General features: G+C 73.4%; 21 protein-coding genes. 17 read left to right on the plus strand and 4 right to left on the minus strand.

Translation table 11 applies throughout. The annotated features are described in order from the left end of the window. Positions 1–9 precede the first annotated feature (9 nt). Together IE262_RS18835 and IE262_RS18840 are read right to left on the minus strand one after the other, a co-directional pair. The gene (locus IE262_RS18835; protein WP_229877355.1) at positions 10–2,058 is read right to left on the minus strand and encodes a multicopper oxidase family protein; all 2,049 of its coding nucleotides are present in this window, start codon (positions 2,056–2,058) and stop codon (positions 10–12) included. Between the two features lie 261 nt (positions 2,059–2,319). Then, positions 2,320–3,579: an acyltransferase domain-containing protein gene (locus IE262_RS18840; protein WP_229877333.1), complete on the minus strand. Its 1,260-nt coding sequence runs from the start codon at positions 3,577–3,579 to the stop codon at positions 2,320–2,322. A gap of 200 nt (positions 3,580–3,779) precedes the next feature. On the opposite strand from IE262_RS18840, the gene IE262_RS18845 reads away from it, so the two are divergent. Together IE262_RS18845 and IE262_RS18850 are read left to right on the plus strand one after the other, a co-directional pair. Then, positions 3,780–4,250, plus strand: coding sequence for an anthrone oxygenase family protein (locus tag IE262_RS18845; protein WP_134027741.1), 471 nt, complete (start codon positions 3,780–3,782; stop codon positions 4,248–4,250). 138 nt (positions 4,251–4,388) lie between these two features. Further along, positions 4,389–5,264, plus strand: a complete 876-nt coding sequence (locus tag IE262_RS18850; RefSeq protein WP_134027743.1) for a DUF6410 domain-containing protein — start codon at positions 4,389–4,391, stop codon at positions 5,262–5,264. A 78-nt stretch (positions 5,265–5,342) separates the two neighbouring features. On the opposite strand, the gene IE262_RS18855 is transcribed toward IE262_RS18850, so the two are convergent. Further along, positions 5,343–6,815: an MFS transporter gene (locus IE262_RS18855; protein WP_189875044.1), complete on the minus strand. Its 1,473-nt coding sequence runs from the start codon at positions 6,813–6,815 to the stop codon at positions 5,343–5,345. Beyond that, positions 6,812–7,267 (minus strand): anthrone oxygenase family protein, encoded by a 456-nt coding sequence (locus tag IE262_RS18860; RefSeq protein WP_189875046.1) that lies wholly within the window; start codon positions 7,265–7,267, stop codon positions 6,812–6,814. Before IE262_RS18860 ends, IE262_RS18855 begins: the two co-directional genes overlap by 4 nt. Before the next feature lie 335 nt (positions 7,268–7,602). Here IE262_RS18860 and asnB point away from each other — a divergent pair, with 335 nt between their 5' ends. The 15 genes from asnB (at position 7,603) to IE262_RS18935 (ending at position 20,070) form a co-directional block, all read left to right on the plus strand. Then, a complete protein-coding gene (gene asnB, locus IE262_RS18865; protein WP_189875048.1) occupies positions 7,603–9,465 on the plus strand; it encodes an asparagine synthase (glutamine-hydrolyzing) in 1,863 nt (620 codons plus the stop codon). Positions 9,466–9,518: 53 nt separating this feature from the next. After that, complete coding sequence (locus IE262_RS18870; RefSeq protein ID WP_189875050.1) at positions 9,519–10,562, plus strand: methyltransferase; 1,044 nt, start codon at positions 9,519–9,521, stop codon at positions 10,560–10,562. A 58-nt stretch (positions 10,563–10,620) separates the two neighbouring features. After that, the gene (locus IE262_RS18875; RefSeq protein WP_189875052.1) at positions 10,621–11,520 is read left to right on the plus strand and encodes a hypothetical protein; all 900 of its coding nucleotides are present in this window, start codon (positions 10,621–10,623) and stop codon (positions 11,518–11,520) included. Further along, a complete protein-coding gene (locus tag IE262_RS18880) occupies positions 11,517–12,008 on the plus strand; it encodes a nitroreductase/quinone reductase family protein (protein WP_229877334.1) in 492 nt (163 codons plus the stop codon). The genes IE262_RS18875 and IE262_RS18880 overlap by 4 nt, the downstream gene beginning before the upstream one ends. A gap of 74 nt (positions 12,009–12,082) precedes the next feature. Beyond that, entirely contained in the window at positions 12,083–12,409 is a 327-nt protein-coding gene (locus tag IE262_RS18885; protein WP_134027757.1) for a TcmI family type II polyketide cyclase, read from the plus strand. Continuing rightward, entirely contained in the window at positions 12,406–12,885 is a 480-nt protein-coding gene (locus tag IE262_RS18890; protein WP_229877335.1) for a cupin domain-containing protein, read from the plus strand. Before IE262_RS18885 ends, IE262_RS18890 begins: the two co-directional genes overlap by 4 nt. Then, positions 12,882–14,153 (plus strand): beta-ketoacyl-[acyl-carrier-protein] synthase family protein, encoded by a 1,272-nt coding sequence (locus IE262_RS18895; protein ID WP_134027759.1) that lies wholly within the window; start codon positions 12,882–12,884, stop codon positions 14,151–14,153. Before IE262_RS18890 ends, IE262_RS18895 begins: the two co-directional genes overlap by 4 nt. Further along, the gene (locus IE262_RS18900) at positions 14,150–15,364 is read left to right on the plus strand and encodes a ketosynthase chain-length factor (RefSeq protein ID WP_134027761.1); all 1,215 of its coding nucleotides are present in this window, start codon (positions 14,150–14,152) and stop codon (positions 15,362–15,364) included. The genes IE262_RS18895 and IE262_RS18900 overlap by 4 nt, the downstream gene beginning before the upstream one ends. Positions 15,365–15,393: 29 nt before the next feature. Further along, a complete protein-coding gene (locus IE262_RS18905; RefSeq protein ID WP_134027763.1) occupies positions 15,394–15,657 on the plus strand; it encodes an acyl carrier protein in 264 nt (87 codons plus the stop codon). Continuing rightward, on the plus strand, positions 15,654–16,124 hold the full coding sequence (locus IE262_RS18910) for an SRPBCC family protein (protein WP_134027765.1): 471 nt from the start codon (positions 15,654–15,656) through the stop codon (positions 16,122–16,124). The genes IE262_RS18905 and IE262_RS18910 overlap by 4 nt, the downstream gene beginning before the upstream one ends. Then, positions 16,121–16,873 (plus strand): SDR family NAD(P)-dependent oxidoreductase, encoded by a 753-nt coding sequence (locus IE262_RS18915; RefSeq protein ID WP_134027767.1) that lies wholly within the window; start codon positions 16,121–16,123, stop codon positions 16,871–16,873. The genes IE262_RS18910 and IE262_RS18915 overlap by 4 nt, the downstream gene beginning before the upstream one ends. A 2-nt stretch (positions 16,874–16,875) precedes the next feature. Next, positions 16,876–17,226, plus strand: coding sequence for an antibiotic biosynthesis monooxygenase family protein (locus IE262_RS18920; protein ID WP_134027769.1), 351 nt, complete (start codon positions 16,876–16,878; stop codon positions 17,224–17,226). Further along, positions 17,223–17,546, plus strand: a complete 324-nt coding sequence (locus tag IE262_RS18925; protein WP_134027772.1) for an antibiotic biosynthesis monooxygenase family protein — start codon at positions 17,223–17,225, stop codon at positions 17,544–17,546. Before IE262_RS18920 ends, IE262_RS18925 begins: the two co-directional genes overlap by 4 nt. Further along, on the plus strand, positions 17,543–18,583 hold the full coding sequence (locus IE262_RS18930; protein ID WP_189875054.1) for a ketoacyl-ACP synthase III family protein: 1,041 nt from the start codon (positions 17,543–17,545) through the stop codon (positions 18,581–18,583). The genes IE262_RS18925 and IE262_RS18930 overlap by 4 nt, the downstream gene beginning before the upstream one ends. Further along, on the plus strand, positions 18,580–20,070 hold the full coding sequence (locus tag IE262_RS18935) for a peptide MFS transporter (RefSeq protein WP_189875056.1): 1,491 nt from the start codon (positions 18,580–18,582) through the stop codon (positions 20,068–20,070). The genes IE262_RS18930 and IE262_RS18935 overlap by 4 nt, the downstream gene beginning before the upstream one ends. The last annotated feature ends 109 nt before the right edge of the window (positions 20,071–20,179 follow it).

A 20,179-nucleotide genomic window follows, 5' to 3' on the forward strand; every position in this document is an offset into this window, starting at 1 on the left:
CGCGGCGGGTCATTCGGGCCGGTTGGCGGTGGCCCGCCCGACCCGGTAGGGCGAGGTCACGTTCTCGTACGACAGATGCATCATCATGCCCAGCACGGCGTGGTCGCCGATGTGGCAGTGGTCCATCCAGATGCCGGGGTTGTCGGCCCGGAAGGCGACCTCCCAGACCTCGCCGACGCGGACGTTCACCGTGTCCAGCCACACCGGACTTCCGGTCACCGGGCGGCCGTTGCGGCTCAGCACCAGGACGTGATGGCCGTGCAGGTGCATGGGGTGGTCGAAGTGGCTGCGGTTGGCGAACCGCAGCCGGACCAGGTCGCCCTCGCGGACGGTGAGGTTCGGGGCATCGGGGAAGGCCGTGCCGTTGACCGTCCAGGTGACGCGGAACCGGCCGTCGTAGAAGCCGATCTCGTTGTCGAACACCATCGTCTTGGTACGGGTGAAGCGGCTGTCGGGACCGAACGGTGTCGGCGCGGGCGTGCCGTAGGCCGTGGGGTCGAACTCGCGCGAGGGGAGGTCCGGTGTCACCTCGCCGCGCCCGTCCGCGCTGATCAGCAGGCCCTGGTCACGGGCTCCCACGAAGTCCTGGATCTCGGTGAGACGTACGGGACGGTCCGGCATGACGAACTCGATGTCGTAGCGGCCGCCCGCGCCGATGGCCAGCTTCCGGTCGCTCACCGGCGTGGGACCGCGCACGGCGTTGCCGTCGAGGGCGGTGACCCGGAAGGAGGTGCCGGTGAGGGAGAACTCGTGGGTGAGACGGTCGGAGTTCAGCAGCCGCAGCCGTACCCGCTCGCCCGGCGCTGCCCGGCGGCGCTCCAGGCGGTCGGCGAGGCCGAGCGCGGGCACGGTGGCGCCGTCGTCGGTCTTCCAGGAATGCATGGCGAGGTACCAGTCGTGGTCCACCGGGGTGGGCTTCGGCGGATCGATGATCAGCGCGCCGAAGAGCCCCTTCATCTGCTGCACGGAGGTCTGCTGGTGGGAGTGGTACCAGTGGGTGCCGGACTCGTCGGGGCGGAAGCGGTAGACATGGGTGCCGCCGGGACGGATCGCGTTCTGGGTGACGCCGGGGACGCCGTCCTCGGCGTTCGGCACGTCGACCCCGTGCCAGTGGACGGCGACGTTCGTGCCGGGCAGTTCGTTCCGTACGGTGACCTCCACCAGCTCGCCCTGCCGCACCCGCAGGGTCGGCCCCGGGAGCCGGCCGTCGAACGCCCAGGCGCGCACGGTACGGCCGGAGGCGAGACGTACGGTCCTCTCGGCGGCCACCAGCGTGAAGCGGCGGTCGGGGCGCTCGTCGCGGGGGCCGGTCAGGGCGGTCACCGAGGTCGTGCCGCGCGCGGCGGCGGACTCCCCGCCGCCGTGGTGTCCGCCCGGCATGCCGTCGGCGGGCGCCATGTTCATGTTGTCCGGCAACTTGCTGCTCGCGGCGGCCAGGTTCACCGTCACGGTGCCGGCGACGGCGACCGCGGTCACCATGGCCACGGCCCGCAACGCCCGCACCGGGCGGGGGGCGCGGCGGCGCGGGCGGGAGCGGGCGGCGAGCCAGCGGCGGGTCTGGCGGAACCAGGCGAGAGCGGCGAACAGCACCACCGCCGAGTGGATCAGCAGCGCGGGCCCCAGCAGGGGCGGGGCCAGGACGGTGAACAGCGCTGTCCACAGCCCGACGAGTGCGCCCAGGGCGGCGGTCTGCAGGGGCACGACGGCCGTCGGCGAGAAGGCCGCGACACGGGTCTCCAGGGACGGTCGCCGGGCCCAGGCCACCAGGCGCGGCAGGGTGCCGGCAAGGGCCGCGGCGGCCGGCACGGCCAGCGCCGGCAGGGCCACGGCGACCCGGTCGACGGCGAACAGCCAGCTCTCCCGGCCCATCAGCGTGACGGTGGTGATCCTCATCAGGACGACCAGCGTGCCGATCCCCACGAGGGCCAGCAGCGTCACGGCCCGCGCCCGGCCACGCCGCCGGGACCGCTCCACCGGCCACCGCCCCGCGCAGAGCGCGGCCGTCGTCCAGATCAGTACGTTGAGCGCCGCGGCCTGCATGTCGGCGTTGAGCAGCATCTCGAACACGGTGGCGTCTCCTGAAGCGGGGCGGAACGGTCGAAGGCCGACCGGACGGGACGGTGCGGACGACGGTCGGCCGACCGGAACGGGGCGGAAGGAGGACGGTCAGGGAACGTACGGACGGCACGGGCGCAAGGACGGCACGGGCGCAGACGCGGGCCGGTCAGCCACACGCGCGTGCCGGGTGCCGGGTGCCGCAACACGCCGTCGTGTCGGCACCGGCGTCACCTCGACGGCACCGCCGCGGCCGCACCGGTGTCACGGGCAAACCGGGTCCGGGGCGGGCGGTTCCAGGGCGTGGCCCTCGGTCCACAGCTGTCCGGCCGCGGTCAGCAGCGTGCGCCGGTCGTGTTCCGGCGGGCCCGGCCGGGCCGGAAGCAGGGGGACGGCGGTGCTGGCGCCGGAACGGACCGAGCGGTGCTGACGGGCGATGGCGGTGAGGCCCTGCCCGGGGCCGGCCTCCAGCAGCAGGTGGTCGCCGGTGGCGAGCAGCGCGTCGAGGGCGGGCCAGAACAGCACGGGGTCCGCGAGCTGCCGGGCCCAGAACTCCGGCCGGACCGCGCGGGCGGCGTCGAGCGGGCCGCCGGTGTAACCCGAGTACAGCGGCCAGGCCGGTGCCCCGGGCCGGACCGCCGCCACCAGGTCGCGGCCCCGCTCTGCGGCCCGGTTCATGACGGGGCTGTGGAACGCCTGCCGCGCGGCGGCCCGGCGGCAGGTCAGGCCGTCGGCGCGCAGCTTCTCCTCGACCTCCCGCAGCTGCGGGTCGGGGCCGGCCAGGAGGGTCTGCCGGGGCGCGTTGACGGCGGCGACCGCCACCTGCCCGCCGGTCGGCAGGTATCCGGCGAGTTCGTCCACGGACGCGGCGACCGCGAGCATGCCGCCCGGCCCGGTCGCGACGGCCGCGTCGACCCGGTCGCGCAGCACACGGACGGCGTCCGGCAGGGTGAACACGCCCGCGACGGTGGCCGCCACGAGCTCACCGACGCTGTGTCCGAGGAGCGCGGCGGGGGTGACGCCCCAGCCGAGCACCATGCGGCCCAGCGCGTACCCGATGCCGAAGAGCAGCGGCTGGGCGCGGGTCGCGTCGTCGAGCGGCACGTCCGGGTCGCCCGAGAGCCATTCGTCGCGCAGCCGGTGTCCCTCGGGTCCGAGTGCGGCGAAGACCTGGTCGAGTGCCCGGGTGAACAGCGGCTCGTAGCCGTACAGGCCGGTGGCCATGCCGAGGTGCTGCGTGCCCTGGCCGGGGAAGAGCAGGACGACGGGCCGGTGCCGCGGCGGGCGGGGCGGGTGACCGCCGCTCAGGGCCCCCACGGCCTCGTCGACGGTACCGGCGACGGCGGCGCCCCGCACGGCGCCCGTGCCGCGCCGGTCGGCGACGAGACGGACCGCGCGCGGCAGCCGGCCCGGCGCGTCGTCCAGGGTCAGGTACCGGCGCATCGCGTACCGCCGACGGCTCTCGCGATTCTCGTCCGGCGCCGACCACAGCAGCAGATACGGGGCCGTTCGCGTGGGTTCCACCGCACTCACCTCCAGGCTCGACCCGACGAAGCCTGGGCACGGCCTCTCGAATACCCATGGAGGCGTCCTGAACCCCCGGCTGAGGCGGCCCGGGGGCGCGTCTCTCCAGCGATCCTCCGCGCGTGCTTGAGATCGCCCCCCGACGCTGGGCGCCCCAGGTCGGCGGCCGTGAGGCCCGGGCGGACGGAGAGCTCTGAGCCATGGACTGGTGGACTCACATCCTGGTGCCGGTGGCCGCGGTCGCCGGCGGTATGGCGGCGGGCGGCATGATGATCGCCGTACTCGGCGCGCCCCTTCTGCTGACGTTGCCGCCACAGCGGTACGTCGCCCTGCACCAGCTGCTGGTGACACGGTTCGACCCCTTCATGCCGGCCTGTCTGCTCACAGCGCTGGCGGCGAACCTGGCGTTGGCGGTGGTGGCCCCCCGGGGCGCCGCGCAGGCGCTGTACGCCGTGGCGGTCGTGTTGCTGACCGGTACCGTCCTCGTCTCGCTGACGCGGAACGTCCCGATCAACAAGTGGCTCAAGACGCTCGACCCCGACTGTCTGCCGCCGGACTTCGACCGGCTGGTGCACCGGCGGGTGCGCTGGCGCAACTGGAACCTGGTGCGCGCCTCCTTCACCCTCGTCGCGCTCGGCGTCAACGGCGTGGCGATCGGCGTGCTGATCTAGCTGTACTGCCCAGCCAGGGTCCTTCTGATGGATCTCCGTGGCGTTGCCGCCGCGCTCCGGGCCCCGCCCCGCGGGCGAGCACACCTGGGCGCCTCTGCCGCGGGGCTCTTCCCTTTCCGCACTCCGGAGGTGTGCGCAATGACGAGCGAACCACGGGCGGCCCTGCGGCCGCCTGAGACCGTCCCCGACGCGGAGGGCCGTCCCGTCGTCGGCCTGGACATGCCGGCGGCCGGACGGGCGTTGCGGCTGCTGTTCGCGGCCGTCGCCGTGTGGTACCGGGTGGACCGTGACAGCCGGTTCGACGGGGCCTACTTCCTGCGCACGGTGCTGTGCTGCGTCCTGGTCGCCGTCGCGTACACGGTGGCCTACCGGCTGCTGTCGGCGCGGCTGCTGGACCGAGTGAGCCCGTGGACGGGCACCGCGCTGTTCCTGCTGCCGTCGCTGCTCTACCCGCTGGACATCGGCCCGGCCGCCCTGCACGACGGGCTGGGCCTGTACACGCTGCTCGGGTTCGTGCTGTGCCCGCTGACCCGGTACGCGGGCGCCGAGGTGACGGCGTTGCCCGCGCTGGTGACCGGGCGGCGCCGGCACCGGCTGTACTCGCCGTTCAACATCGCCGACCGGGCCGCCATCGCCTTCCGCACCTCTCCCGGTGGGAGGTGGTGGACGCTTGCCGCGGTGGTGACCGGCTGCTACTTCGTCGCGGTCTGGGTACTGCCGCTGGCGCTGGTGACGGGCCCGGTCAAGGACGCGGTGGACGGTTACGAGCCGCCCATGTGGTGGTCCCTGGTCCTGCTGCTGCCGGCGGCTTGTCTGGCGCTGCGGGCCCGTCGTGCCGCTCCGGGCCCGGACCGGCGGACCTGGGCGCTGGCCGCGCTGTTCCTGGTGTGCGCGATCCCTGCCGGGACGAACGTGCCGGACATGCTGTGGGGCGGCATCATGCTCATCGGCATCGTCACAGCCGTCGTCCGGGGCGTACGGCGACTGCGGCGTCGTACGCCGGCGGCGGGCTGAGGCGCCCCCTCCTGCGTCGCCGCGGCCCCGGCCGCCGGTTCGTCCGGCGGCCGGGGCCGACGTTGGTCCGCGCGGGGCTCACTTACGGCCGTGCGAGGCGCCGTCCTCCCGGGGCAGCAGGAACACCAGGCCCAACGTGACCAGGACGACGGCGAGTTGGGCCAGCATGGTCACGACGACGGCGTCCACGTAGTCCCCCGGGCGCGCGGCGGCCGGATCGTCCACGAGCGCGTAGAACACCCCGCCGGTGACGGCGACGCCGACGGCGGCGCCCGCCTGCCGGAAGGTGGAGAACACCCCGGACGCGGAGCCCGCGTCGGCCCGCGCGACACCGCTGAGCGTGACGTTGAGGACGGGTGTGCTGACCAGGCCGACGCCGATTCCGAACAGCAGCAGGCCCGGCACCACCGCAGGCATCGTGAGGGAGTCTCCCGCGGCCGCGACGGTGACCGTCAGCAGCGTCACGCCGGCCACCGCCGCGAGGTTGCCGCCGACCAGCACCCGCCGCCCGTGCTTGCGGGCCAGGGGGATCGCCAGGAAGGAGGCGAGCGTGGTGCCGAGCGCCCACGGCAGCAGGCACTGTCCGGCCTGCTGGGCGTCGAAGCCGAGGCCGTGCCGGAGGAACAGGACGAAGACGAAGAAGAACCCGGTCATCAGCGCGGCGAGGTTGAACGTCACCAGCACGCCGGCCGTGAAGACCCGCCCGCCGAACAGGTGCAGCGCGATCAGCGGGGCTCCGCCCGCCCGTTCGCGCCGTCGCTGGTGTGCCACGAGCAGTCCCAGCGCCGGTGCCGAGGCGGCCAGCGCCGCCCACGCCCACCAGGGCCAGCCCAGTTCCCTGCCGTAGGTCAGGGGGCACAGGAACAGCAGCAGCGCCACGGCCGCGAGCCCCACCCCGGCCAGGTCGAGGCGGCGGCCGTCCGGTTCCCGGGACTCCCCCAGGTAGCGGAGTCCGCCGATCACGGCCAGCACACCGACGGGCAGATTCACCAGGAACAGGGCGCGCCAGCCCCAGCCGAACAGGTCGGCCTGCACCAGAACCCCGCCCAGGACGGGTCCGGCCAGGCTGGCCAGGCCGATCACGGCGGCGTACAGGCCCATCGCCGGGCCGCGGCGGGCGGTCGGCACCATCAGCTGGAGCACCGTGAGGACCTGAGGTCCCATCAGGGCGGCCGAGGCCCCCTGGAGGACCCGGGCGAGCACCAGCAGCGGCACGCTGACGGCCGCCGCGGCCAACGCCGAGGCGAGGGTGAACCCCACGGTCCCGGCGAGGAAGACACGGCGGCGCCCCACGAGGTCGCCCAGCCTGCCGCCGGTGACCAGCAGCAGGGCGAACGGCAGGGCGTATCCGGCGAGCACCCACTGCGCCGCGGCCTCCCCGGCGCCGAGATCGTGCTGGATCTCGGGCACGGCGACGTTGACGCCCATGACGTCGAACTGGTTCATGAACGCGGCCAGCAGAACCACGGCCAGCGCCCGCATCGGGCGCCGGGTCGCGGGTGCGGTCGGCGGGCCCTCCGGGGCCACCGGGGGCCTGGGCGTGGCGCTCATGGCAGCAGCGCCACGGCCAGGGCGTTGACGGCCAGCGCGGTCAGCGCGAACGCGGTCCGCAGCCGGTGCCAGGAGCGCCAGGGCGGCCGCGGGTCCTGCCAGTCGGCCGGGAGGGCCGCCGGGTCCAGGGCGTGCACCTTCTTGTTGATCGGCACGTTGCCGAACTGGGAGACGACCTGTACTCCGACCATGGCCAGCAGCGCCACGCCGAACAGCGCGCGGACGGTGCCGCCGTCGGCCACGAACAGCAAGGCGAGGTCGGCGAGGACTCCCACCGTGACCACCAGCGGCATCACCGGGTGGTAGCCCTCGCCGAGTTTGCGGTGGAGTTCCACGTACCGGTCCGCGGGCAGTGTCTGCACCGCCGGCAGCACGCTGACCGCCACGGCGAAGAACACTCCCGCCACGACGCCGCTGCCGATGACGGCAGCTGTGCCCAGCAGTTCGATCATGGGCCCCTCACTTCCGCGCCCGCCCCGCGGCGGACGACGACTGATGGCGACGGATGACACGACGTCGCTGGACAGTGCCCGCGCGGCCTCAAGACCCATTCGAGCCGGGCTCGACACCGGCCCCGCGTCCGGGGCGGGGCCAGTGCGCTCCATCGTGGCTCGACAAACGCCCGAGGGGTGCCGGACAGCCTGTCGGCACCGGTCGCGCCGAGCCGTGTGCGGCCCGCGTCCGCCGTACGCGCCGTACGTCGCCGGAGAGCGCGTCCCGCCCTCCGCCGCCGGGCGTGCGGTGCGGCTTCACCGCCCCGGCCGACATCCCAACACGAGGAGCGCACATGTCTGGTATCGCCGGATGGGTCGACCACCGTCGCGACCTGACGCGCGAGCGGGCCACCGTCCGCGCGATGACCGCGACCATGGCCTGCCGCGGCCCCGACGGAGAGGGACTGTGGTCCAGCGAGCGCGCGGTGCTCGGCCACCGCCGGCAGATCACCGTGGCCCCGCAGGCGCCGCCCGAACCGGTCGCGTTCCTCTCCGACGGCGAGACGGTGGCGGTGGCCGCGCTCGACGGGGAGATCTACAACGCGGCCGGGCTGCGCCGGGAACTGGAGGCGTGCGGGCACCGCTTCCGCGGCGACGGTCACACCGAGGTCGTCCTCGCCGCCTACCTGCGCTGGGGCGCGGACTGCGTACGGCGGCTGGTGGGCGTCTTCGGCATCGCCGTGTGGGACCACCGCGCCCAGGAACTGCTGCTGGCCCGGGACCGGCTCGGCAACAAGCCGATGTTCTACCACCCCACCGAGCACGGAGTGGTCTTCGGCTCGGAGCGCAAGGCGATCCTGGCCCATCCGCTCGTTGAGCCGGTCGTCGACCTGGACGGCCTGCGGGAGATCCTCTCGTACGCCGGGACGCCCGGGCACGGTGTCTTCCGCGGGATGCACCAAGTCCGCCCCGGCCATCTGGTGCGGGTCAGCCGCGCGGGCCTGCGCGAGGAGACGTACTGGGCGCTGGAGGCCCGGGAGCACACCGACGACCTGGACACCACCGTGCGCACCGTACGGGAGTTGCTGGAGCAGGCGGTGGCCGAGCAGCTGGACGCCGACGTGCCGCTGTGCCTGATGCTGTCGGGCGGTCTCGACTCCAGCGGGGTGACCGCGCTCGCCGCCCGGGCGCTGCGTGAGCGGGGCGCGCCGCCGCTCAGGACGTTCACCGCCTCCTTCCGCCAGGAGGAGGAGTTCCAGGCCGACGAGGTGTGGTCGACGCCGGACGCCCCCTACGCACGGGAACTGGTCGAGAAGGTCGGTGCCGAGCACACCGACGTGGTGCTCGGCACGGAGGACCTGCTGGATCCCGTGGTGAAGGCCAACACCCTGCGGGCGAAGGACGTGCCGAGTCCGCTGGGCAACATGAACACCTCGCTGTACGTGCTCTTCCGGGCGATCCGGGAGCACGCCGACGTGGCGGTCCTCGGCGACGCCGCCGACGGGATCTTCGGCGGCACCATGTGGATGTCCATGCCGCCGCTGCTCAAGGCGCGGACGTTCCCGTGGACGGCGATGGCGCAGTGGAGCGGCGGCCGCAACGGGATGGGCACCGACCTGCTGGAGGCCGGACTGCTGGCCAAGCTGGACGTGCCCGGCTACTGCTCCGACCGCTACCAGGAGGCGATGGCACGCGTCCCGCACGTGCCCGGGGCCTCCGGCGAGGAGCGCCGGATGCGGGAGATCTGGTACCTCAACGTCACCAGTTGGCTGGAGACCCTGCTGCCGCACAGCGAGTCGGTGGCGCAGTCGCTGGGCCTGGCCCTACGCCTGCCGTACTGCGACCACCGGCTGGTCGAGTACGTGTTCAACGCGCCGTGGTCGATGAAGGGCTTCGACGGCCGGGAGAAGAGCCTGCTGCGCGCGGCGCTCACCGACGTCCTGCCCGAGTCGATCCTGCAGCGGCGCAAGTCGCCCTACCCGGTGACACAGGACGTCGCGTACGCGCGCGCCCTGTGCGACGGACTGCGCCGCCTGGCGGCAGACCGTGACGCGCCGGCCGCCGGGCTGATCGACACCGAGGCGGCCCGGGTGTTCACCGAGGACCCCGAGGCCCTGGTCACCGGACCTCGTGCCTGGGTGGCCCGCACCCACGTCGAGATGCTCTTCCAGCTCAACGACTGGCTGGACCGCTACCGGGTCCGCCTGGCCCTGTGAGCCCTCAGGCGGCCCACCGTTCTTCCATCCGTCCACATCCCAGGGAGTTCCGCATGCCCGACACGCACGCCCCCAGCGCGTCCGACGCCACGGACGCCCCCGACGCCGCCGCCCTGCTGGAGCTCGGGCAGAGCTACTGGGCGTCCAAGACGCTGCTCAGCGCCGTCGAACTCGGACTGTTCAGCCTGCTGGCCGAAAAGCCGGCGCCGGAACCGGAGATCCGTGAGCGGCTCTCGCTGCACCCTCGCGCCACCCGCGACTTCCTGGACGCGCTGGTCGGTCTCGGCGCGCTGGAGCGCGAGGGCGACGTCTACCGCAACAGCCCCGCCGCCGACCTCTACCTCGACCAGGCCAAGCTGCCCTACCGGGGCGGCTTCCTGAAGATGCTGAACTGGCAGTTCAACCTGTGGGCGCAGCTGACGGACCTGCTGCGCACCGGCGCTCCGCAGACGAAGGGGCCCACGCGTTTCGACGACTTCTACTCCAAGCCGGAGGCGGTCCGCGGCTTCATGATCGCCATGGACGGCGCCAACGCGCTGGTCGGGCCCGCGCTGGCCAAGGAGTTCGACTGGAGCGGCCGCGCCTCGTTCATCGACGTCGGCGGCGCCCGGGGCAACCTCGCCGCCGCGATCGTGAAGGAGCACCCACACCTGCGGGGCGGCAGCTTCGACCTGCCGCCGGTGGAGCCGTTCTTCGCCGAGCACGTGGCCCGGCTCGGTCTCGCGGACCGGCTCGACTTCCACGCCGGCGACTTCTTCACCGGTCCGATGCCCTCCGCCGACGTGCTGATCTTCGGCCACGTCCTGCACGACTGGAACGACGAACAGCGCCTGACCCTGCTGCGCAAGGCCTACGACGCGCTGCCCGCGGGCGGTGCGGTCCTCATCTACGACGCCCTCATCGACGACGAGCGGCGCGACCCGAAGAACCTGCTGCTCAGCCTGAACATGCAGTTGGTCACCGCGGGCGGCTCCGAGTACACCGGCGCCGACTGCCGCGGCTGGCTCGCGCAGGCGGGTTTCGAGCGCACCGAGACGCTGCCGCTGACGGACGCCGACTCCCTGATCGTCGGCCACAAGGGCGGCACGGCCGCCTAGGCCCTGCCCCGGCTGTCCCCCATCGACGTATGCCCCACCCCGTAAGGAGACCCGTACCGTGACCTCTCTCCCCCTCAGTGCCGACGCCGGCCTGTCCAGGCGGCGGATGCTCCTCGGCGCCGGCCTGACCGCGGGCGCCCTGCTGGGCGCGCTGCCCGGCGCCTCCCGGGCGGCCGCGGCCGCCAAGGCCCCCGTGTACGACGTCGTCGTCGCCGCGGGCTCGGTCACCGCGCCGGCCAAGGTGCCCGCCGGACCCGTGTCGTTCCGGGTCGGCACGCCCACGGAGGGCGGCATGGGGCTGCCGCTCGTCCAGCTGCGGGTCCCCGTCGACAAGTACCTCGACGACCTGACCGCGATGACGAACGCGCCCACGCCCGCCGAGGCCGCCGCGGCCGCCGCCGTGGTCGAGAGCGAGTCGGTGAACCTCGGCGGTGCCGCGGTCCAGCCCGGTACCGACGCGGTGTTCACCCAGATCCTGTGGCCGGGCACGTACTACTTCATCGCCTACGACTTCGACAGCAGCGAGCGTCCGGTCGCGCACCGGCTGACCGTCGAGGGGGTGGGCAACGGGGAGCCTCCCGTGCCGGTGGACGTGATCCGGCACACCCCGTCCGGGTTCTGGGTGTCCGGCGGCGGACAGCTGCACGCAGGCGGCACACACCTGGTCGTCAACGACTCCGGTGTGCTCAACGAGGCCGTGCTGCTGCCCGTGCGGCCGGGCACGACCGCCGCCGAGGTGGACGCGTTCTTCGCGGCGCTGCGCGACGGCACCACACCGCCGACGTACCCGATCACCGGCGGTGCCGCCGGGTCCCCGCCGCTGTCCCCGGGCCGATCGGCGCGGGTGGGGCTGCGGCTGCGGCCCGGTGGCTATGTGCTCAGCTCGTGGATCACCAGCACCACCACCGGCCGGCCCCGGGTGTTCGACGGCTTCTACAAGCTGGTGACACTGGCGTGAGCGGGAGGGCCGACACCGCCGACGACTGGAAACCGCCGCCGGTCGCGATCGCCCGGGCGGCCAACCGGATCGTGCGGCCGCTGCTGCTGTCCCGCCTGCACGTCCTCGTCAGCCGGCGGCTGATGCTGCTTGAGTACACCGGCCGCCGCACCGGGACCCGCTACCGGATCCCGGTGGCCTACCGGCCCTGGGGCGACGACGGCGACGAGGTCCTCGCGACCAGCGTGGGCACCGGCTGGCCCGTGAACCTGCGCGGGGGCCGGCCGGTGCGGCTGCGCCTGCGGGGCCGCTGGCGGACGGCCGAACCGCGGGTCGTGGAGGACCCGGCACAGGTCGCCGACCTGCTCGGCGAGCTCGCCGCCCGGCAGGGCCCGCGCGCGGTCGCCGCCCTGCGGGTCGGGCTGCCCGGCGACCGGCAGCCCACCCGTGACGAGTTGCTGCTGGCGGGCTCGCGGGTGCGGGTCGGGCGGTTCCGGATCACCGGCTGACGGCTTTCAGTCGCCCTTCACACGGGCTTGAGACCCCACCAGCACGATCGACCCACAGGAACGAGGAGGCATCAATGGCGCACAGGACGCTCGTCGTCGCGAAGATGGACCCGGAGGACACCGAGGCGGTGGCCGAGATCTGGGCCGAGTCGGACGCGACCGAACTGCCGTACATGGTCGGCGTCTCGCGCCGCACCCTGTTCCGGTTCCACGGCCTGTACTTCCAGTTGGTCGAGGCCGAGCAGGACATCACCGAGAACCTCTACCGGGCCCGCAGCCACCCCCTCTACCAGGACATCCACACCAAGCTCGCCCGGTTCATGACGCCGTACGACCCCGACTGGCGCGAGCCCAAGGACGCCATGGCCGAGGCCTTCTACACCTGGACGCCCAGCCGGTGAGCGCCACCGGTGCCGGCGTCCCCGGCGACGAGGAGAAGAACGTGACTCCCCCACCTGTGGTGCGCAAGGTCAGCCGCGCCGCGGTCGAACCGAACCGGAAGCGCGGCGGTGACGTCCGCATCCTGCTCAGTCCGCGCACCGTCCACTCGACGTCGGGTTTCGGCGGTTCGCTCACGCTGGAGCCCGGAGAGTACGTGTGCGAGCACCTCCACCCGTACTCCGAGGAGTTCGTGTACGTCATCGCCGGCCGGCTGCAGATCCGGATCGGCGAGGAGCTGATCGACCTGGCGGCGGACGACTCGGTCATGGTGCCCAAGGGCATGCGGCACCGCATGGTCAACCTGTGCGACGAGCGGGCCCAGGTCATCTTCCACCTGGCACCGCTGGCGCCGCGGCCCGAACTGGGCCACGTCGACACGGAGTTCCTGCCCGAGCGGTCGGACGAGCCGGCCCCGCCCGTCGGCGGCGCGCGATGAACGCCCTGCGTGTCGCCGTCACCGGCATCGGCGTGGTGGCTCCCGGAGGCGTCGGCCGGGACGCCTTCTGGTCGATGCTCACGGCGGGGCGCACCGCCACCCGGCGCATCACCTTCTTCGATCCGGCCGACTTCCGCTGCCAGGTGGCCGCCGAGGCCGACTTCGACCCGGCCGCGCACGGGCTGAGCCCGCGGGAGATCCGGCGGATGGACCGCGCCGCTCAGCTCGCCGTCGTCGCCACCCGCGAGGCGCTGCTGGACTCCGGGCTGGACCTGGACGCCCAGGAACCGACCCGCACCGCGGTCACCGTGGGCAACGCGGTGGGCTGCACGATGGGCCTGGAGCAGGAGTACCGGGTGGTCAGCGACGGCGGCCGCAAGTGGCTCGTCGACCACGAGTACGCGGTGCCCCATCTGTACGACTACTTCGCGCCCAGTTCGCTGGCGCGGGAGGTGGCCTGGGCGTGCGGGGCCGAAGGACCGGCCGCGGTGGTCTCGTCCGGGTGCACCTCGGGCATCGACGCGCTGGGGCACGCGTCGGCGCTGCTGCGCGACGGCAGCGCCGACGTGGTGATCGCCGGGTCGACCGACGCGCCCATCTCCCCCATCACCCTGGCCTGTTTCGACGCCATCAAGGCCACCTCGACCTACAACGACCAGCCCGACACGGCCTGCCGTCCCTTCGACGCGGAGCGGCGCGGGCTGGTCCTCGGTGAGGGCGCCGCCTTCTTCGTCCTGGAGTCGCTGGAGGCGGCCCGCCGCCGGGGCGCGCGTGTCTACTGCGAGATCGCCGGCTACGGCGGGCGCGCCAACGGCTACCACATGACGGGGCTCAAGCCGGACGGCCGGGAGATGGCGGAGGCGATCCGGGTGGCCCTCGACGAGGCCCGGCTCAACCCGGAGGCCGTCGACTACGTCAACGCCCACGGCTCGGGCACCCGGCAGAACGACCGGCACGAGACCGCGGCGGTGAAGGCGACCTTGGGCGAGTACGCCTACCGGGTGCCGATGAGCTCGATCAAGTCGATGGTGGGGCACTCGCTCGGCGCGATCGGTTCCATCGAGGTGGCTGCCTGCGCGCTGGCCGTCGCGCACGACGTGGTGCCGCCCACCGCCAACCTGACCCGCCCCGACCCCGAGTGTGACCTGGACTACGTGCCGGTGACGGCGCGTGAGCACCGTACGGACGTCGCGCTGTCCGTCGGCAGCGGGTTCGGTGGTTTCCAGAGCGCCATCGTGGTGGCCGATCCCGAGGCGGTGCCCGCATGACGGCCGTGGTCACGGGGCTGGGCGTGATGGCCCCCAACGGGACGGACACCGAGGCGTACTGGGCGGCGACGCTGGACTGCAAGAGCGGCATCGACCGCATCGAGCGGTTCGACCCCTCGTCGTACCCGGTGACGCTGGCCGGCGAGGTCAGCGGATTCGATCCGGCGGACCATGTGCCGAGCCGGCTGCTGGTGGAGACCTCCACCATGAGTCATCTGGCGCTGGCGGCCGGGCAGATGGCGATCGAGGACGCCGGTGTGGTGCCGGCCGAGCTGCCCGAGTACGAGATGGGCGTGGTCACTGCGAACGCCACCGGTGGCGTGGAGTTCGGCCAGCGGGAGCTGCAGAACCTGTGGAGCGGCTCGCCCTCGGACGTGGGCGCCTACATGTCGATCGCCTGGTTCTTCGCGGCGACCACCGGGCAGTTGTCGATCCGGCACAAGTTGCGCGGACAGTGCGGTGTCGTGGTCAGCGAGCAGGCCGGCGGCCTCGACGCCATCGGTCAGGGCCGTCGGCTGCTGCGGGGCGGGCACCGGATGGTCATGGTGGGCGGGACCGAGTCGGCCATGTCGCCGGCGGGCCTGGTCGCCCAGCTGCCCGGGCACCTCAGCCGGCGCGACGACCCGGCCCGGGCGTATCTGCCCTTCGCCGCCGACGCCTGTGGTTACGTGCCGGGCGAGGGCGGCGCCATCCTGATCGTCGAGGACGCGCGGCGGGCCGCCGAGCGCGGTGCCGCGCACCGCTACGGCGAGATCGCCGGATACGCCGCCACCTTCGACCCGGCTCCCGGGCGCGGGCGGCCGCCGACGCTGCGCGTGGCCATGGAACGGGCCCTGGCGGATGCCGGGGTGGCCCCCGCCGACGTGGACGTGGTGTTCGCGGACGCCTACGGGGTCCCGCACCTGGACCGCGCGGAGGCCGAGGCGATCTCGGCGGTCTTCGGCCCGCACCGGGTGCCGGTGACCGCGCCCAAGTCGATGACGGGGCGGCTCTACGCCGGGGCCGGCGCCCTCGACGTGGTGGCGGCGCTGCTGTCGATCCGCGACGGCGTCGTCCCGCCCACCGCCAACGTCACCGAGCCCGCCCCGGACTACGACATCGATCTGGTGGTCGAACGCCCTCGGCCTGCGCCCGTCTCCACGGCGCTGGTGCTCGCCCGGGGGCACGGCGGCTTCAACTCCGCCCTCGTGGTCCGGGCCGCGCAGGACTGAACCCACCCGCACGCCAACTGGAGGAACTCATGCAGGACTTCACCCTGGACGACCTGCGGCGCGTGATGCGCGCGTCGGTGGGCGTCGACGACTCGGTGGAACTGGAGTCGGACATCGCCGACACCGAGTTCACCGACCTGGGCTACGACTCGCTGGCCCTGCTGGAGATCGTCGCCAAGATCGACAAAGAGTACGGCACGGCCATCCCCGAGGACGCGGTCCAGGACCTGACCACGCCCGGGAAGCTGGCGGAGTACGTCCGCGGCCGGCTGCCCGGGGCGGTGGCCTCGTGACCGCCCGCACGGAGTGCTCGGTGCGTATCGACGCGCCGATGGACCTGGTCTGGGACATGACCAACGACGTGGAGTCGTGGCCGCGGCTGTTCACCGAGTACGCCCGGGTCGACGTCCTGGAGCGCGAGGGCGACACCGTGCGGTTCCGCCTGACGATGTACCCGGACGAGAACGGCGAGGTGAACAGCTGGGTCTCGCTGCGCACGGCCGACCCGGCGACCCGCACGGTGCGGGCACACCGGGTGGAGACCGGCCCGTTCGAGTTCATGCGCCTGTTCTGGGACTACCGCGAGACCGACGGCGGCGTGGAGATGCGCTGGGTCCAGGAGTTCCACGTCAAGGACGAGATGCCCTTCGACGACGGGGCGATGGCCGCGCACCTGGAGAAGAACAGCGCCGTGCAGATGGCGCACATCAAGGAACGCGTCGAGGCGGCCGCCGCCGCACGGACTGTGGAGAGGCCATGACGAGCGTGCAGTTGACGGACCGGAACGTGCTGGTGACGGGCGGCACCCGGGGCATCGGGCGGGCGATCGTGCTCACCCTGGCGCGGGCCGGGGCCAACGTCCTGACCTGCCACCGGCAGGAGAACGAGGCGGCCTCCTCGCTCGCCCGCGAGCTGAAGGAGATACCGGGCGACCACCACCTGGTCCGCGCGGACGTCGGGGATCCGGCGCAGGTGCGGCGGCTGCTGGAGGAGGCGCGTTCCCGGTACGGCTCGCTGGACGCCGTGGTCAACAACGCCGGTGTCATCAGCCACATCCCCTTCGAGAAGCTTCCCGAGGACGAGTGGCACCGGGTGCTCGACACCCATCTCACGGCCGCCTACCTGGTGACGCAGCAGGCGCTGCCGCTGCTCGGCGAGGGCGCTTCGGTGGTCAACGTGGGCTCCCGGGTGGCCACGGTCGGTCTCCCCCAGCGGGCGCACTACACGGCCGCCAAGGCCGGCCTGATCGGTCTGACCCGGACGCTCTGCAAGGAGCTGGGCGGACGCGGGATCCGGGTCAACATGGTCGACCCGGGCGTGATCGAGACGGAGGCGGCGGCCGAGCTCCCGCCCGAGCAGTACGAGGCGCTGCAGGCCCGCTACCGGGCGCTGACCTCGCTGGGGCGGCTCGGCGCCCCCGACGAGGTCGCGGACGTGGTGCTGTTCCTCGTCGGCGACCTGTCCCGGTACGTGACCGGCGGTGCCATCGCGGTGGACGGGGGGATCTGAGGATGCCGGACAACGACGGCGAACTCTTCCGGGTACTGCTGCGGTTCGAGATCAACCCGGGGATGGAGGCGGACTTCGAGCGCACCTGGCTGTCCATCGGCAACGTCATCACCGGGCACCCGGCCAACCTGGGCCAGTGGCTGATGCGCAGCGCCGAGGAGGAGTCGGTGTACTACGTGATCAGCGACTGGGTCGACGAGAAGCGCTTCAGGGAGTTCGAGCACAGCGACGCCCATGTGGAGCACCGTACGAAGCTGCATCCGTACCGGCGCGGCGGCGCCATGCACATCATGAGCGGGGTGCACTTCCTGCCCGCGGCCTCCGCCCCGGCCTCCGCCGGGGGCGCCCGATGACCGCGCGGGCCCGTGTGCTGCTGTGGCACCGGGCCCCCGCGGGCGACCCGGGCGCGGTGGAACGGGCGTACGAGCAGATCAGCCGTCATCTCTCGGGCACGCCGGGGCTGCTGGGCAATGAGCTGCTGCGGTCCGCGGACGATGCGGGCAGCCTCGTCGTGATGAGCGAGTGGGAGAGCCTCGCGGCCTTCCGGGCCTGGGAGGAGACCACTCAGCACCGGCCGTCCACCTCGCCGCTGCGCCCCTACCAGGACCGTGCGCGGGAGAGGTTCTTCGAGGTGTACGAGGTCGTCGCCGCCTTCGTGGAGGCGCCCACGTGAGCCTCACCGACCTCTACATCGCCGGCGTCGGCCGTCGGCTCCCGCCGGCGGTGACCGTGGCCGAGGCCGCCGGGCCGGGCCGGCGGCGGGCGCTGTGGCGTACCGAGGTCGAGTCGGTCCGTGTTTCCCGCGGGGAGTCCGGGCCGGAGATGGCGGCGCGGGCGGCCCGGGCGGCCCTGGCGCAGTCCGGCTCCGCCCCCGCCGACATCGACCTGGTGCTGCACGCCACCACCTTCTATCAGGGCCACGACATGTGGGCGCCCGCCTCCTACGTGCAACGGACGGCCCTGGGCAACACCTGCCCGGCGATCGAGGTGCGCCAGATGTCCAACGGCGGGATGGCCGCCCTGGACCTGGCGGCCGGCTACCTCGCCGGCGCCCCGGACCGCTCCGGGGCCCTGATCACCACCGGGGACCGGTTCTGCCCGCCGGGCTTCGACCGCTGGCGCAGCGACGCAGGCACCCCGTACGGCGACGGCGGGACGGCCCTGGTGCTGTCGCGGCGGGGCGGTTTCGCGCGGGTGCGGGCCCTGGCGACGCACTCCGATCCGGGGCTGGAGCGGATGCACCGGGGTGACGACCCGTTCAGCGAGGAGCCGTTCGCGGTCCGCCGGCCGGTCGACCTGGAGCCGCCGCGCCGCGACTTCGTGGCCGCGACCGGCCTCGACACCGTGCTCGGCCGAATCGACGACGGCCAGCGCGCGGTGCTCAAGCGCTGCCTGGCCGACGCCGGGGTGACGGCTGCGGACCTGGACTGGTTCGTGCTGCCGCACCTGGGCCGTCCCCGTCTGGAGGCCCATTTCCTGAGGCCGCTCGGCATCGACGTGGACAGGACGACGTGGTCGTGGGGCCGGCGCGTGGGACACCTGGGCGCCGGGGACCAGTTCGCGGGCTTCGGGCACCTGGTGGACTCCGGCACGCTGGCACCGGGTCAGCTGTGCCTGCTGGCCGGGGTGGGCGCCGGTTTCTCCTGGTCCTGTGCGGTCGTGGAGCTGTTGCACCGGCCGGAGGCGGCCGGGGGCGAGGAGACGCGGTGAGCGGGCGGGCGCGTACCGGATTCCTGGGACAGCCGCGCTGGTTCGGCACCCTGTTCGTGGTCGATCTGTGGGAGCGGTTCAGCTTCTACGGGATGCTGGCCATTCTCTACCTCTATCTGGTGGCGGACCCGGACGAGGGCGGGCTCGGTCTGTCGGAGGCCGACGCCGCGGCGCTGTCCGGTCTGTACATGGCCCTCGTCTTCATGTCGGCGTTGCCGGGCGGCTGGCTGGCCGACCGGCTGTTCGGCGCCCGCCGGGCCACCCTGTACGGCGGGCTGCTGATCACCGCGGGGCACGGCCTGCTGGCCGTGCCGTCCGAGGGGTGGCTGTATCCGGGGCTCGGGCTGGTGATCGCGGGCAGCGGACTGGTCAAGCCCGGTATGGCGGCGATGGTCGGCCGCCTGTACCAGGGACGCCCGGAGCGCCGGGAGGCGGCGTTCTCCCTCTTCTACATGAGCATCCAGGTCAGCGCGCTCCTCGCGCCCCTGGTGACGGGCTTCCTCGGGGAGACGGTCCACTGGCATCTGGGGTTCGGCGCCGCGGCGCTGGGCATGGTCATCGGCGTGGTCTGCTACGCGGCCGGGTGGTCGCACTTCGGTGAGGTGGGCGCACGGCCGGAACGACCGCTGGCCGACGGGGAGTTGCGGCCGGTGCTGCGCCGCGCCGGACTGCTCGGCGGGTTGCCCGCGGTGGCGGTGACGGTCGCCGCGGTGAGCGGCGCGCTGCCGCCGGAGCGGGTGCTGATGCTGGTCGGACTGGTCGTGCTGGCGGTCCCGGTGCTGTACTACCGGGCGCTGCTGCGGGCACCGGCGGTCGGTCCCGTGGAGCGGGTACGGCTGCGGGCGATGGCCTGGATGCTGTCGGCGTCCTCGGTGTTCTGGCTGCTGTTCGCCCAGGGGCCCGCGCTGCTCAACCTGTTCGCGCGGGACGACGTGGACCGCACCCTGGGGACGTTCGAGGTGCCGGCCAGCTGGTTCCAGTCCGTGCAGCCACTGTTCCTGCTGTTGCTGTCGCCGGTCGCGGCCGCGCTGTGGGTGCGGCTGGGCCGCCGGGCGGGCGCGCCGGCCAAGTTCGCCGCCGGACTGCTGCTGGGCGGCGCGGCTTTCGTGGCGATGGCCGCGGCGGCGTCCGCCGCGACCCAGGGTCGGGTGTCGCCGCTGTGGCTGGTGGTGGTCTATCTGCTGCTGGTCTGCGGTGAACTGGCCGTCGCGCCGATCGGGCTGAGTCTGGCGGCCGAGGTCGCCCCGCCCGGCTACGCGGGCCGGATGCTCGGCCTGTTCTGGCTCTTCGCCGCCGTGGGCGCGGCCGCCGGCGGCCGGCTGGCGCAGCTGATCGACGTCGTCCCGGACGCCGTCTACTACCTGCTGCTGGCCGTGCTGGGGCTGCTGGCGGGCACCGCGCTCACCGCGGCCTCGGGAAGGTTGCGCACCCGGCTGGCCGCGCACGCCGACGCCGGGGCGCCGGCACCCACCCGGAGCGGGTCCTGAGGACGGTGCCTGGATACGTCCATAGGTAGAAGACCTACATGTAGAATGCCTATCACCAAGGGGCCGGCCGTCGGCACGCGCACAGGCCGGACGCACACCGGCGGCCGCT

This window comes from Streptomyces bluensis (assembly GCF_014650715.1).
Classification (GTDB): domain Bacteria; phylum Actinomycetota; class Actinomycetes; order Streptomycetales; family Streptomycetaceae; genus Streptomyces; species Streptomyces bluensis.

Coding starts and splice junctions, on each gene's coding strand:
- IE262_RS18845 (WP_134027741.1), top strand. CDS start 3,780: ATGGACTGGTGGACTCACATCCTGGTGCCGGTGGCCGCGGTCGCCGGC.
- IE262_RS18915 (WP_134027767.1), top strand. CDS start 16,121: ATGACGAGCGTGCAGTTGACGGACCGGAACGTGCTGGTGACGGGCGGC.
- IE262_RS18920 (WP_134027769.1), top strand. CDS start 16,876: ATGCCGGACAACGACGGCGAACTCTTCCGGGTACTGCTGCGGTTCGAG.
- IE262_RS18850 (WP_134027743.1), top strand. CDS start 4,389: ATGACGAGCGAACCACGGGCGGCCCTGCGGCCGCCTGAGACCGTCCCC.
- asnB (WP_189875048.1), top strand. CDS start 7,603: ATGTCTGGTATCGCCGGATGGGTCGACCACCGTCGCGACCTGACGCGC.
- IE262_RS18885 (WP_134027757.1), top strand. CDS start 12,083: ATGGCGCACAGGACGCTCGTCGTCGCGAAGATGGACCCGGAGGACACC.
- IE262_RS18900 (WP_134027761.1), top strand. CDS start 14,150: ATGACGGCCGTGGTCACGGGGCTGGGCGTGATGGCCCCCAACGGGACG.
- IE262_RS18925 (WP_134027772.1), top strand. CDS start 17,223: ATGACCGCGCGGGCCCGTGTGCTGCTGTGGCACCGGGCCCCCGCGGGC.
- IE262_RS18895 (WP_134027759.1), top strand. CDS start 12,882: ATGAACGCCCTGCGTGTCGCCGTCACCGGCATCGGCGTGGTGGCTCCC.
- IE262_RS18860 (WP_189875046.1), bottom strand. CDS start 7,267: ATGATCGAACTGCTGGGCACAGCTGCCGTCATCGGCAGCGGCGTCGTG.
- IE262_RS18835 (WP_229877355.1), bottom strand. CDS start 2,058: ATGCTGCTCAACGCCGACATGCAGGCCGCGGCGCTCAACGTACTGATC.
- IE262_RS18870 (WP_189875050.1), top strand. CDS start 9,519: ATGCCCGACACGCACGCCCCCAGCGCGTCCGACGCCACGGACGCCCCC.
- IE262_RS18905 (WP_134027763.1), top strand. CDS start 15,394: ATGCAGGACTTCACCCTGGACGACCTGCGGCGCGTGATGCGCGCGTCG.
- IE262_RS18855 (WP_189875044.1), bottom strand. CDS start 6,815: ATGAGCGCCACGCCCAGGCCCCCGGTGGCCCCGGAGGGCCCGCCGACC.